The 13,202-nt window shown below is 70.5% G+C and carries 15 protein-coding genes; 11 read left to right on the forward strand and 4 right to left on the reverse strand.

Annotated features, from left to right (window positions below):
* Positions 1 to 191: 191 nt before the first annotated feature.
* From FNH08_RS29165 to FNH08_RS29185, 5 genes are all read left to right on the forward strand, one after another.
* Complete coding sequence (locus tag FNH08_RS29165) at positions 192 to 791, forward strand: TetR/AcrR family transcriptional regulator (RefSeq protein ID WP_152774520.1); 600 nt, start codon at positions 192 to 194, stop codon at positions 789 to 791.
* Between the two features lie 222 nt (positions 792 to 1,013).
* Positions 1,014 to 3,314 (forward strand): MMPL family transporter, encoded by a 2,301-nt coding sequence (locus FNH08_RS29170; protein WP_322725664.1) that lies wholly within the window; start codon positions 1,014 to 1,016, stop codon positions 3,312 to 3,314.
* Between the two features lie 151 nt (positions 3,315 to 3,465).
* Complete coding sequence (locus tag FNH08_RS29175) at positions 3,466 to 4,020, forward strand: isochorismatase family protein (protein ID WP_152774530.1); 555 nt, start codon at positions 3,466 to 3,468, stop codon at positions 4,018 to 4,020.
* Positions 4,021 to 4,115: 95 nt separating this feature from the next.
* Complete coding sequence (locus FNH08_RS29180) at positions 4,116 to 4,772, forward strand: maleylpyruvate isomerase N-terminal domain-containing protein (RefSeq protein WP_322725665.1); 657 nt, start codon at positions 4,116 to 4,118, stop codon at positions 4,770 to 4,772.
* A 117-nt stretch (positions 4,773 to 4,889) separates the two neighbouring features.
* A complete protein-coding gene (locus FNH08_RS29185) occupies positions 4,890 to 5,750 on the forward strand; it encodes an intradiol ring-cleavage dioxygenase (protein WP_152774523.1) in 861 nt (286 codons plus the stop codon).
* On the opposite strand, the gene FNH08_RS29190 is transcribed toward FNH08_RS29185, so the two are convergent.
* On the reverse strand, positions 5,751 to 6,113 hold the full coding sequence (locus FNH08_RS29190; RefSeq protein ID WP_152774524.1) for an SsgA family sporulation/cell division regulator: 363 nt from the start codon (positions 6,111 to 6,113) through the stop codon (positions 5,751 to 5,753).
* Positions 6,114 to 6,328: 215 nt separating this feature from the next.
* On the opposite strand from FNH08_RS29190, the gene FNH08_RS29195 reads away from it, so the two are divergent.
* The 6 genes from FNH08_RS29195 (at position 6,329) to FNH08_RS29220 (ending at position 11,279) form a co-directional block, all read left to right on the forward strand.
* A complete protein-coding gene (locus tag FNH08_RS29195) occupies positions 6,329 to 7,390 on the forward strand; it encodes an energy-coupling factor ABC transporter permease (protein ID WP_152774525.1) in 1,062 nt (353 codons plus the stop codon).
* A 1-nt stretch (position 7,391) separates the two neighbouring features.
* Positions 7,392 to 8,153 carry a cobalt ECF transporter T component CbiQ gene (gene cbiQ / locus FNH08_RS29200; protein WP_152774526.1) on the forward strand — a complete coding sequence of 254 codons (762 nt, stop codon included), beginning with the start codon at positions 7,392 to 7,394 and terminating at the stop codon, positions 8,151 to 8,153.
* Positions 8,141 to 8,932, forward strand: coding sequence for an energy-coupling factor ABC transporter ATP-binding protein (locus FNH08_RS29205; protein ID WP_152774527.1), 792 nt, complete (start codon positions 8,141 to 8,143; stop codon positions 8,930 to 8,932). The genes cbiQ and FNH08_RS29205 overlap by 13 nt, the downstream gene beginning before the upstream one ends.
* Before the next feature lie 16 nt (positions 8,933 to 8,948).
* Positions 8,949 to 9,437 (forward strand): MarR family winged helix-turn-helix transcriptional regulator, encoded by a 489-nt coding sequence (locus FNH08_RS29210; protein ID WP_322725667.1) that lies wholly within the window; start codon positions 8,949 to 8,951, stop codon positions 9,435 to 9,437.
* A 139-nt stretch (positions 9,438 to 9,576) separates the two neighbouring features.
* A complete protein-coding gene (locus FNH08_RS29215; RefSeq protein WP_152774528.1) occupies positions 9,577 to 10,023 on the forward strand; it encodes an organic hydroperoxide resistance protein in 447 nt (148 codons plus the stop codon).
* Positions 10,024 to 10,118: 95 nt separating this feature from the next.
* A complete protein-coding gene (locus FNH08_RS29220) occupies positions 10,119 to 11,279 on the forward strand; it encodes a serine hydrolase domain-containing protein (protein ID WP_322725668.1) in 1,161 nt (386 codons plus the stop codon).
* A 216-nt stretch (positions 11,280 to 11,495) separates the two neighbouring features.
* On the opposite strand, the gene FNH08_RS29225 is transcribed toward FNH08_RS29220, so the two are convergent.
* The 3 genes from FNH08_RS29225 to FNH08_RS29235 all read right to left on the reverse strand — a co-directional run.
* The gene (locus FNH08_RS29225; RefSeq protein ID WP_152774529.1) at positions 11,496 to 11,771 is read right to left on the reverse strand and encodes a DUF1876 domain-containing protein; all 276 of its coding nucleotides are present in this window, start codon (positions 11,769 to 11,771) and stop codon (positions 11,496 to 11,498) included.
* Positions 11,772 to 11,857: 86 nt separating this feature from the next.
* Entirely contained in the window at positions 11,858 to 12,706 is an 849-nt protein-coding gene (locus FNH08_RS29230; protein ID WP_322725669.1) for a DMT family transporter, read from the reverse strand.
* On the reverse strand, positions 12,703 to 13,202 hold a 500-nt coding region (locus FNH08_RS29235; RefSeq protein WP_228034423.1), incomplete at its 5' end, for a YbaK/EbsC family protein. The genes FNH08_RS29235 and FNH08_RS29230, both read right to left, overlap by 4 nt.

A 13,202-nucleotide genomic window follows, 5' to 3' on the forward strand; every position in this document is an offset into this window, starting at 1 on the left:
GGGTAGGGGCGGCGGGGGCGAGTAAAACGCGGTGCGTGACCCAGGACACGTACGAAACCGTTTCGTTTCGAGAGGTTCCACGGTATCTTCATAAGCGTACGAAACCGTTTCGTTCGGAATGGTGCTGGGTAGTCGTACTACTAGGCTGTCCGCAGCCGGTCCGATCGCGGAGTGGGAAAGAGGAGAGTGGGATGACTGAGACCGCAACGGTGCGACGCAGTCGGATCACGCCCGAGCGCGAGGCCGAGCTGTACCGGGCCGTGCTCGACCTGCTCCGGGAAGTCGGCTACGACGCCCTGACCATGGACGCCGTGGCCACCCGCACCCGCTCCAGCAAGGCCACCCTCTACCGCCAGTGGGGCGGCAAGGCCGAACTGGTGGCGAAGGCGATCCGGTCCAACAAGCCGGGCAACATCGCCGACGTCGACACCGGGTCCCTGCGGGGCGACCTCCACACGCTCGTCCGGCGCGAGGACGACTGCACCATGGAGCAGAACGCCGCACTGATGCGGGGCCTGATCATGGCGGTGCACGCGAATCCCGAACTGCTGCAGGCGTTCCGGGAGTTCCTCGTCGATCCGGAGATGGCGGAGTTCCACAACGTGATCCGACGCGCCGTCGACCGCGGGGAGGTCCGTGCGGACAACCCGGCGATCGGATACGTGGTGCACATGATGCTCGGCGCCTTCGTCACCCGGACGTTGCTCGACGAGCTGCCGCCGACGCAGGAGTTCCTCCGTTCGTACATCGACGCCGTGATCCTCCCCGCCCTCGGCGTGCGAACCCACTGACACATCCCCGCACCTCATTCACTGCCTGGCTCACTGCCTGACCTGCAGCTGAACACCACCTGACGCCACCTCCCCCAGCTCTCGACTCCGCTCGAGCCGGGGGTACCCCCATCGTCGTCGGGCCGATCACCCCTGCCCTCCCCGGGGCGTCCCGGGGCCTCCCCAAGGGCTGATCACCCCTGCCCGCACGCTCCTCCACGACCTGAACGGGAGTACGCCCCCGTGGCCACGTTCCTCTACAAACTCGGCCGGCTCGCCTTCCGGCGACGGCATTTGGTCGCCTTCTTATGGGTGGCCCTGCTGACCCTCGCCGGCGTCGGGGCGGCCAACGCCCCCGCCGCGGGCTCCACGTCGTTCTCGATCCCCGGCACCGAGGCCCAGAAGACCTTCGACCTGCTGGAACAGCGCTTCCCCGGCTCCAGCGCCGACGGAGCGACCGCGCGCGTGGTGTTCAAGGCGCCCGCCGGGGAGAAGATGACGGACGCCGACAACAAGGCGGCCGTCCAGCAGACCGTCAGGGAGCTGGGCACCGGCTCCGAGGTCGTCTCCGTGACCGACCCGTACAAGACCAGGTCCCTCAGCAAGGACGGGACGACCGCGTACGCGCAGGTCAGCTACAAGGTCCCCGGCATGGAGCTGGAGGACTCCTCCAAGGACGCCCTGGAGACGAGCGCGGACGAGGCCCGCGACGCCGGGCTGACCGTGGAGATCGGCGGTGACGCGCTCCAGGCGGTCCCGCACACCGGCGCCGCCGAGATCATCGGTATCGCCGTCGCCGCGGTCGTCCTGGTCATCACCCTCGGGTCGCTCGTCGCGGCCGGGCTGCCGCTGCTGACCGCCGTCATCGGCGTGGGCATCGGCGTCTCGACCATCACCGCCCTGGCCAACGCGCTCGACCTCGGCTCCACCACCTCCATCCTCGCGTCGATGATCGGCCTCGCCGTCGGCATCGACTACGCGCTGTTCATCGTCTCCCGGTACCGGGGCGAGCTGGCCGAGGGACGCGCACGCGAGGACGCGGCCGGACGGGCCGTCGGCACCGCCGGCTCGGCCGTGGTCTTCGCCGGCCTGACGGTCGTGATCGCCCTCGTGGGTCTCGCCGTCGTCAACATCCCGATGCTGACGAAGATGGGCGTCGCCGCGGCCGGCACGGTCGCCATCGCCGTCCTCATCGCGCTGACGATGGTCCCGGCGCTGCTCGGGTACGCGGGCCGCAGGATCCAGCCGGTGGGGGAGAAGAGCAAGTTGCTGGGCCGCCGCAAGAAGCCCCTCTCGAAGGACGCGAGGAAGACCGACAACTCGGCGCACGCAGAGGACACAGAGCACTCGGCGCAGGCAGAGGCCAAGCCGAACATGGGCACCCGCTGGGCGAGGTTCGTCATCCGCCGCCCCGTCGCGGTGCTCCTCCTCGCCGTGGTCGGTCTGGGCGCGGCGGCTGTCCCGGCGACGCAGCTGGAGCTGGGCCTGCCCGACGACGGCTCGCAGCCGACGTCCACGACCCAGCGCCGGGCGTACGACCTGCTCTCGGAGGGCTTCGGTCCCGGTTTCAACGGTCCGCTGATGGTCGTGGTCGACGCCAAGGCGAGCGACACCCCGAAGGCGGCCGCCGACACGGTGCGGGACGAGATCAAGGACCTGAAGGGCGTGGTGTCCGTCTCGCCGGCCACGTTCAACAAGTCCGGCGACACCGCGATGATCACCGTCATCCCGGACTCCAAGCCGTCCTCCGTCCAGACCGAGGACCTGGTGCACGAGATCCGGGGCGCGGGCGCGGACATCAAGGCCGACACGGACGCGCATGTCCTGGTCACCGGCGCCACGGCGATGAACATCGACTTCTCGCAGAAGCTGAACGACGCGCTGCTGCCGTACCTGGCGCTGGTGGTGGGCCTGGCCTTCCTGCTCCTGATCGTGGTCTTCCGCTCGATCCTGGTCCCGCTGAAGGCGGCCCTCGGCTTCCTCCTCAGCGTGCTCGCCGCACTCGGTGCGGTGGTGGCCGTCTTCCAGTGGGGCTGGCTGTCCGGCCTCATGGGCGTCGAGGAGACCGGCCCGATCATGTCGATGATGCCGATCTTCATGGTCGGCGTGGTCTTCGGCCTGGCGATGGACTACGAGGTGTTCCTCGTGACCCGGATGCGCGAGGCATACGTCCACGGGGAGAGCCCCGGCCAGGCCGTGGTGACCGGCTTCCGGCACGGCGCCCGGGTCGTCACGGCCGCGGCGATCATCATGATGGCGGTCTTCGCGGGCTTCATCGGCTCCTCCGAGCAGATGGTGAAGATGATCGGCTTCGGCCTCGCCGTCGCCGTGTTCTTCGACGCCTTCGTCGTCCGCATGACCATCGTCCCGGCAGTGCTGGCCCTGCTCGGCAAGAAGGCCTGGTGGCTGCCGAAGTGGCTGGACCGCGCGCTGCCGAACGTGGACATCGAGGGCGAGGGCCTGCGCGACACCTCCGACGACCACCGGAAGCACAACGACAAGGACGAGGACAAGGACGAGGACCGGGAGCCGGTACGCGTCTGACGCGACGGCTCCGATGAGGACCAGCCGGTGAGGGCTCCGTGGGGACGGGTCGCCCTCACCGGCTTCCTGCGTGTTGGAGGTACGGCCGTTGTCAGTGGCCGGGTCTAGCGTGATGCACGGCATGAGCCCGTTCGCAGAGGGGACCACCACCATGACCACACTCCCGGACCGACCCCACACCGGCCTGCTGGTGATCGACGTCCAGAAGGGCGTCGTGGCCGAGGCGCACCAGCGTGACGCCGTCGTCGCGAACATCGGCACGCTCGTCGAGAAGGCCCGCACGGAGGGAGTCCAGGTCGTCTGGGTCCAGCACTCCGACGAGGGTTTGGAGAAGGGGAGCGACGCCTGGGAGTACGTACCGGAGCTGACCCGTCAGGCGCCGGAGCCGCTGGTGCACAAGTCGTACGGCGACTCCTTCGAGGACACCGACCTGGAGGAGACCCTGGCCGCGGCCGGCGTCGGGCACCTGGTCGTGACCGGCGCGGAGACGGACGCCTGCATCCGGTCCACGATCCACGGCGCCTTCGTCCGCGGCTACGACGTGACGCTCGTCGCCGACGCACACACGGCACCGGACAACAGCAAGTGGGGCTCCCCACCCCCGGACCAGGTCATCGCCCACACGAACCTCTACTGGCAGTACCAGTCGGCCCCGGGCCGCACCGCGGCTGTTACCGCGACGAAGGAGCTGAGCTTCCGCGACTGAGCTCGAGTACGCGGGCCACGTGGGACAAGGTGACCACTTCGGTGAGCAGTTGCCTACGGTTGTCTGTTGGCCCGGCATCGAATTACCGTGCCGAGGTGGATCTCTTCTCATGCTCGTGGGCAGCGTTGCGCACCGCGGTCGCCGAGCTTCCGGACAAGGATTTCGCACAGCCGTCCGGCTGTACCGGGTGGCTCGTACGGGACCTGGTGTGCCACCTGATCATCGACGCACAGGACGTCCTGATCACCCTGGTGACCCCCGCCGAAACGGAGCCGACCCGTGATGCGGTCACCTATTGGGACGTCGCCGAGACGCCGCCCACCGGTGACGACCCGCTCGACGCGCTGATCGTCCGGCTGGCCGCCGCGTACGAGGAGCCAGAGCTGCTGAAGTTCCACCTCGACGACGTCGGCTCCGCCGCCGGTCGTGCCGCCGAGCAGGCCGACCCGAGCCAGTGGGTCAGCACCCGTGGCGAGGTCCTCACCGCGGGCGACTACCTCTCCGCGTACGTCCTGGAGTGGACGCTGCACCACCTCGACCTGGTCACGCACCTCCCGGACGTGGCGGGTCCGCCCGCCGAAGGGCTTGCCCGGTCACGCCAGATGGTGGAGGAGATCGCCCGGGCCGGGTTCCCCACGTCGTTCTCCGACAAGGACGCGTTGCTGATCGGTACCGGACGCCGCGCCCCGACCGACGCGGAGAAGTCCGAACTGGGCCAACTGGCCGCGAAACTGCCTCTCGTCCTCGGATGACAACCAGGGCGCACCTCTCGGCGGACTGACAACCCGCGCACAGGAACCGAACAGGCAGCGCTCATAGCATCGCGTCCACTCCACGACGGGAACATTGGGAAGGCGCGGTTCGACACCATGAGCGAGAAACTCCACGGACACGGACACGGACACGGACACGGACACGGACACGACGACGAGCACGACAGAGGGCTCTCCTACGACCTCCCCACCCTCGCCCGGCGCCGCATGATCCGGCTGCTGGCGGGAGCGAGCCTGGCCCCGCTGGTGGCTTGCTCCGCCGACGACTCCGGGAGTACGACCTCGTCCTCCTCTTCGTCCTCCTCGAACACGTCCGCCTCCGACACGGCCTGCGAGACCATCCCCAACGAGACGGCCGGCCCCTACCCCGGGGACGGCTCGAACGGCGTGAACGTCCTCAAGGAGAGCGGCGTCGTCCGCAGCGACATCACGAAGAGCTTCGGCTCGGCCAGTGGGGTCGCCGAGGGCATCCCGCTGACGATCACGCTCACCGTCGTCGACCAGGCGTCCGGGTGCGGCACCCCGAAGAAGGGCGCCGCCGTCTACCTCTGGCACTGCGACCGGGACGGCAACTACTCCCTCTACTCCGAGGGTGTCACCGAGGAGAACTACCTGCGTGGAGTCCAGGAGACCGACGACAAGGGCCAGGTGACCTTCACGTCGATCTTCCCCGCCTGTTACTCGGGCCGCTGGCCGCACATCCACTTCGAGGTGTACGGCAGCCTCGACGACGCCACCGCAGCCCAGTCCATCGTGGCCACCTCGCAGCTCGCCTTCCCGAAGGACGTCTGCGACACCGTGTACGCCACGGACGGCTACAGCAGGAGCGTCCAGAACCTCAGCGGCCTCTCCCTGGAGACGGACAACATCTTCAGCGACGGCCACGACCAGCAGCTGGCCACCCTCAAGGGCGACGTCGAAAAGGGCTACACGGCCACGCTCACCGTTCCCGTGTAGTCACCTCGGCAGCGGCGCCCCTTCCACATAGGTCCGCCGAAGGAAGCGGATCAGGGCCTTCGAGTCGAACTGCATGACCTCCACGCCCTCGGTGGAGTGGAACTCCATGACCGCCTGGACGCGGCCCAGGGGCCAGACGCTGATGTCGCCGTCGCCGCTGGTGGCGGGGGCACGCAGGCCCCGTTCGATGAGTTCGCGGGAGACCTCCCAGTCGTGGGGCTCCTGGTGGAGACCGGGGAGGTTGACGTGAACGGCGCGGGGGTCGTCTTCGGCGTCGTAGCGGAGGAGTACCCGGACGGTGTCCTCGGACTCGACGGAGTCCGTGACGACGTGGGCTCGCGCGTACTGTTCGACAACGGACATCGGTCGGCTCCCTACGCTGAGTGACCCGAGTGGAACTCGTGCATCCGCGATACGTCCCGCTCTGTGTCCAATGTGCCACATTTTCGGCCACCCGGCCCGGGGGTGCCTGTGCGTGCGCCCGGCTGTTGGTTGCTACGCGCTCTTGCAAGAGGCTCGCAACAAGGCACTATCATCGTACGGTTCCAGCCATTCCGCAGGGGAGAGCGAGCCAGCCCATGCATGTGCCCGACGGATTCATCAACGCCCCCGTCTCGGCGGTCGCCGGAGTCGTCGCGGCGGGTGCCGTGGCCGTGAGCCTGCGCGGTGCCCGGCGCGAGCTGGACGAGCGGACGGCACCGCTCGCCGGACTCGTCGCCGCGTTCATCTTCGCCGTACAGATGCTGAACTTCCCCGTCGCCGCCGGCACCAGCGGGCATCTGCTGGGCGGGGCGCTCGCCGCGATACTCGTGGGCCCCTACACCGGGGTCCTGTGCGTGTCCGTCGTGCTGCTCATGCAGGGCATCCTGTTCGCGGACGGCGGCCTCACCGCGCTCGGCGTGAACATCACCGTGATGGCGGTCGTGACGACCGTCGTCGCGTACGCCGTCTTCCGCGGCCTGGTGAAGGTCCTGCCGAAGAAGCGCCGCTCTATCACCGTCTCCGCCTTCGTCGCCGCCCTGCTCTCCGTGCCCGGCGCGGCCGCCGCCTTCACGCTCGTCTACGCGATCGGCGGCACCACGGACGTCCCGATCGGCCAGGTCCTCACCGCGATGGTCGGCGTGCACGTCCTCATCGGCATCGGCGAGGCCACGATCACCGCGCTCACCGTCGGTGCCGTCATCGCCGTACGGCCGGACCTGGTGTACGGCGCCCGCGGCCTGACCGCCCCGCTGAAGCTGCGCGTGAACGGCGAACTCGTCGACGCCCCGGCGGCCGAGCCCGAGCCCGAGCCCATGCCCGTCGCCGCCCGCTCCCCGCGCAAGCTGCTCCTCGCCGGCCTCGGCACCTCCCTCCTCCTCGCCGGGTTCGTCAGCTTCTACGCCTCCGCCAACCCCGACGGCCTGGAGAAGGTGGCCGCCGACAAGGGCATCGACGCCAAGGTCGAGGACCACGCGGCCGCCGACTCCCCGCTGGCCGACTACGGCGTGGAGGGCATCACGAACACGCGCGTGTCCGGCGGCCTCGCGGGCGTGATCGGCGTGGGCGTCACCGTCGTCGCCGGGACGGGCGTGTTCTGGGCCGTGCGCAGGCGCCGCAGCAGCGAGGCCGGCCCCACCTCCGTACCCGAGAACGTCTGACATGGGGGCGGGCCACGCGCACAAGCTGTACCGGCACGGGCACTCGCCCGTGCACGCCCTGCCGCCGCACACCAAGCTGACGGCGGTCTTCGCGTTCGTGGTCGTCGTGGTGTCCACGCCGCGCGAGGCCGTCTGGGCGTTCGCGCTGTACGCGGCGCTGCTCGGGACAGTGGCGTACGCGGCCCGCGTGCCCGCTTCCTTCCTGCTGAAGAGGCTGCTGATCGAGATCCCGTTCGTGGCCTTCGCGGTGCTCATGCCGTTCGTGGCGCAGGGCGAGCGCGTCGACGTCCTGGGCATGTCGCTGAGCGTGAACGGCCTGTGGGGCGCCTGGAACGTGCTCGCCAAGGGCACCCTGGGCGTCGCCGCCTCCGTCCTCCTCGCCGCCACGACCGAGCTCCGCGAACTCCTCCTCGGCCTGCAACGGCTCAAACTCCCGCCGCTCCTCGTGCAGATCGCCTCCTTCATGATCCGCTACGGGGACGTGATCACCGACGAGATGCGGCGAATGCGGATCGCCCGGGAGTCGCGCGGCTTCGAGGCCCGTGGCGTACGGCACTGGGGCGTCCTCGCCAAGTCCGCGGGCGCCCTGTTCATCCGCTCCTACGAGCGCGGCGAACGCGTCCACCTGGCCATGATCAGCCGCGGCTACGCGGGCTCCATGCCCGTGATCGACGAGGTGACCGCGTCCCGGGCACAGTGGTCGTACGCCCTCGCGCTCCCGTGTGCCGCCCTCGTCGTCTGTCTGTTGGGATGGACCCTGTGACCGATGTGACTGATGTGACGCCTTCGCTTGTGCCGCCTTCGCTGGACGTGGCCGGGCTCGCCTTCGCCTACCCCGACGGCCACCAGGCCCTGTTCGGCGTGGACTTCCGCCTCGCACGCGGCGAGCGGGTCGCGCTGCTCGGGCCGAACGGCGCCGGCAAGACCACCCTCGTGCTGCACCTCAACGGCATCCTCACCGCGGGCGCCGGAACCGTGAAGGTCGCCGGACTGCCGGTCGGCAGGCAGCACATGGCGGAGATCCGGCGGCGCGTCGGCATCGTCTTCCAGGACCCGGACGACCAGCTGTTCATGCCGTCGGTGCGGGAGGACGTGGCCTTCGGGCCCGCGGCGGCCGGTCTCAAGGGCGCCGAGCTGGAGGCGCGCGTGGACCGGGCGCTGGAGCGGGTCGGCATGGCGGAGTTCAAGGACCGCCCGCCGCACCACCTCTCCTTCGGCCAGCGCCGCCGGGTGGCCGTCGCGACCGTACTCGCCATGGAGCCGGAGATCCTGGTCCTGGACGAGCCGTCGTCGAACCTGGACCCCGCCTCACGGCGTGAACTCGCGGACATCCTGCGGTCGTTGGACGTCACGGTCCTCATGGTCACGCACGACCTGCCGTACGCCCTCGAACTGTGCCCGCGCTCGCTGATCCTCAGCGACGGCGTGATCGCGGCGGACGGGAGGACCGGCGAACTCCTCGCGGACGACGAGCTGATGCGCGCCCACCGTCTGGAGCTCCCCTTCGGCTTCGATCCGCGGTCCGTGACAATGGGCGCGTGACGAAGACAATGGGCGCGTGACGAATCCAGAGGACCCAGAGGGCCCAGAGGACGCCGGGTTGCAGGGGTCGCTGATCCTCGACGAGCAGCTGTGCTTCGCGCTGTACGCGGCCCAGCGGTCCGTGACCGCCGCGTACCGGCCCCTGCTCGACGAGCTCGGCCTCACCTACCCGCAGTACCTGGTCCTGCTCGTGCTCTGGGAGCGCGGCGAGATCACGGTCAAGGAGCTGGCGGGGGCCCTGCGTCTGGACTACGGCACGGTGTCGCCGCTGCTGAAGCGGCTGGAGGCGGTGGGCCTCGTACGGCGTGAGCGGTCGGCGCGCGACGAGCGGACGGTGTTCGTGGCGGTCACCGGGCGGGGCGAGGCGCTGCGGGAGCGCGCGGAGTGCGTGCCGGGCGCGTTGCTGGCGGCGACCGGGCTGGGCGGCGGCGACGTGGCCCGGCTGCGGGCGGAGCTGTGGCAGTTGGTGGACCGCGCGGAGAAGGCGGCTGCCCGCAGCCGCTGAGACCGCACACCCTTCACTTTCTGCACACCTTCACCTTTGGTTACCCATAGTTACACCCCCTGGTCGCGGAAGAATTCTTACCGGTCGGTACCTTGTGCACGATGTACTTGCGCGCACTTGTTTCCGGGGGAGGCCAACCATGCTCGACACCGAGGCTGTCGACACCCGTCCGACGAAGATCATGTACGTCGCCGAGGCCACCGCGCACGGCGGCCGCAACGGCTACGTCACCAGCCAGGACGGCCACATCGACCTGAAGGTCGCGATGCCACCGGCGCTGGGGGGCGACGGTACCGGCACGAACCCCGAGCAGCTCTTCGCCGCCGGGTACAGCTCCTGCTTCCACAACGCCCTGGTCCTCGTCGGCCGCCGCGAGGGCTACGACCTGACCGGGTCCACGGTCTCCGCGAAGGTGGGCATCGGCCCCAACGCACAGCGCGGCTACGGCCTCGCGGTCGCCCTCAGCGTCTCCCTCCCCGTCCTCGACCAGGACATCGCGTCCAAGCTGGTCGACGCCGCCCACCAGGTGTGCCCGTACTCGAACGCGACCCGCGGGAACATCGACGTCACGATCGTCCTGGGCTGACGACCCGACCGGCACAGGAATCGCAGCCTCCGCGCGTGTGTTGCACCCGTCGACGTGGGTGAGTCGGCACAGGCGAGCGAACAGGGAGCGCGGACGTGGACGTGAACGGCACAGTGGCCGAGGGCTTCGAGCCGGTGAGGGACGCGTTCGTCACGAACTTCGAGGCGCTGGGGGAGCGGGGCGCGGCGATCGCCGTGTACCGGGACGGCCACAAGGTCGTGGACCTGTGGGGCGGCACCCGGGACGTGGACGGCGACGCGCCCTGGGAGCGGGGCACCGCCCAGATCGTGCGCTCGGCGACCAAGGGCGTCGCCGCCGCCGTACCGCTGATGCTGGCCGAGCGCGGGAAGCTGGACCTGGACGCGCCGGTCGGCGAGTACTGGCCGGAGTTCAAGGCGCGCGGCAAGGAGCGGGCCCTGGTCCGGCACGTGCTGAACCACCGGGCCGGACTCCCGTACCTCGACCACCCGTTGACCCCGCAGGAGGCGCTGAACCCGTCCCGCGGCCCCGAGGCGGTCGCCGCGCAGGCCCCGGTGTGGGAGCCCGGCACCGACCACGGCTACCACCCGCTGACGTACGGCTGGATGCTCGACGAGCTGGTGCGACGGGTCACGGGACAGTGGACCGGGGAGTGGATCGCGTCGGAGATCGCCGGTCCACTGGGCCTCGACCTGTGGCTGGGGCTACCGCCGGCGCAGGCCGCACGCGTGGGCCGCGCCGGCCGCACCGAGGCACCCGAGCCCTCCGGGGGCCTCCGCCTGCGCCCGAAGCGCTCGGTCACCGAGGCCTACGACGATCCGTCCTCCCTCACCCGCCGGGCCTTCGCCGCGATCACCCCGTTCCCCGACCAGAACGACCCCGCCTACCGAGCGGCGGCCCTCCCCGCGACGAACGGCATCGCCACGGCGGTCGGACTGGCCCGCTTCTACGCGTCCCTGATCGGCGAGGTGGACGGCGTACGGCTGTTCACCCCGGAGACCGCGGAGTCGGCCCGCGCGGAGGAGTCCGCGGGCCCCGACCGCACCCTCGTCGTCAACACCCGCTTCGGCCTGGGCTACATGCTGCACGGCAGCGCGTCACCACTGCTCGGCCCCGGCTCCTTCGGCCACCCGGGCCGGGGCGGCCCCCTCGGCTTCGCCGACCCCGCCACCGGGATCGCCTTCGGTTACGTCACGAACGGCTTCCGCAAGACGGTGACGGCCGACCCCCGGGCCCAGGCACTGGTGCGGGCGGTACGGGCGGCCGTCGCGGGCTGACACCCCGGTAGGGCGGTAGGGCGTACGGGAAGGGCTGACCCCGGTGCGGTCGCGGTGGACGACCGCACCGGGCCCCCGCCAGGGCTCCCCCGTGGCCCTGGCCGTCGTTGCCCCTCCCGTGACGATCACCAGCATGCGCGGAAGATCGCCCGATTGTCATTGGCTGACGGTCCACACTTCCTTGGCGCAGAGTCCACTTGACGCGTCGGCCCGCGCTCAGAGCGCGATCGGGTGGGACGTCCTGCCGGACGCCTCGTCGATCTCGCCGTGCGCCTTGGTGAGCAGTCTCATCGCCAGTTCGTTCAGGGCCCTTGCCCCGGCGACCTCCTCACCGACCCGTGGCTGATTGCTGTCGGTGTGGTGGCGGCTGGCGTACCCGTGGGCCCGTACCTCGTTCCCGTCGGGCAGCCGCACGAGAGCCGCCGCCCTGGTGCGCTGGTCGTCCTCCTCGAATTCCAGCTCCACGTGCCATCCGACTGTGGTGTGCATCATGACGATCACCTCCGGAACCGCTGCTTCCAGAGTGCTCCTCCGCGCCCGCGGACGCACGACGTCGGGAGGGACCTTCAGCCCGGGTCTCAGCCCGCCCGCAACATCAGCCCGATGCCCACCACGAGCAGCCCCGCCGCCACGATCCGCGGCGCCCCGAACCGCTCCCTGAAGAACACCGCGCCTATGGCGGCACCGACGATGATCGACGACTCGCGGAGCGCGGCGATGGGGGCCAGCTCGGCTCGGGTCTGGGCCCACAGGACCAGCCCGTACGCCCCCACGGACAGCGCGGCGCCGAGCAGTCCGAGGCCGGCGAACGGACGGAGGACCTGGACGGTCTGCCCGCGCCAGCGGTACGCGACCGCGTACGCCGGCAGCGCCAGGCCCTCCAGGGCCATCAGCCAGGCGATATAGCCCAGGGACGACCCCGACGCCCGTACACCCAGGCCGTCCACCACCGTGTACGCCGCGATCGACAGGCCCGTGGCGAGGGCCGCGCCGATCGCCGCCCAGTGCGGACGGCGCCCGCGCAGGCCCCACAGCGCGACCCCCGTCAGCCCCGCGCAGCTCAGCGCGATGCCGGCCGCCGCCCAGCCGTCCGGCACCTCGTGCGCGAACAGGGCCGCGAGTACGGTCACGACCAGCGGCGCGGTCCCGCGCGCGATGGGGTACGCCTGCCCGAAGTCACCCAGCCGGAACGACCGCATCAGCAGCAGGTAGTACACGAGGTGGATCACCGCGGACGCGATCAGGTACGGCCACGCCTCGGCTGCCGGGACCGGTACGAACGGCATGGCGGCGAAACCGATCAGCGCGCCGCCGCCCGAGATCAGCGCGAAGCCGACGAGTTTGTCGGTGATGCGGTGGGCGATGGCGTTCCAGCTGGCGTGCGTGACCGCGGCGAGCAGGACGGCCGCGGTCACGGTGGGTGTCACGCGGTCTGCTCCCGCACGTCGGCGAGCGTGGCGCCCGCGTGCGTGACCAACTCCTTGGGGGCCATGGGGAACACGGCGTGCGGGGTGCCGGCGGCCGCCCACACGGTGTCGTGGTCCAGCAGCGAACGGTCCGCGAGCACATGGGTCTTCGTGCGGTGCCCGAAGGGCGGTACGCCGCCGATCGCGTACCCGGTCGTCTCCCGTACGACGTCGGGCTTGGCGCGCGTCACCTTCTCGGCGCCCAGTTCGCGCCGTACGAGCTCGACGTCCACGCGGGATGCGCCGTCCATGAGGACGAGCACGGGGACTCCGTCGGCCGCGAACACGAGGGATTTGCAGATCTCGCTGAGCTCGCATCCGATCGCGGCGGCGGCCTCGGAGGCGGTGCGGGCTCCCTCCGGGAAGCGGCGGATGCGGGCGTGGAGGTCGTCGAGGCCCAACGCTTGGAGGGCCTCGGCGAATTGGGGGTGGGCGCCGGAGGGGGTCGCGGTGGTGG

It is taken from the genome of Streptomyces spongiae (assembly GCF_009377185.1).
GTDB lineage: Bacteria > Actinomycetota > Actinomycetes > Streptomycetales > Streptomycetaceae > Streptomyces > Streptomyces spongiae.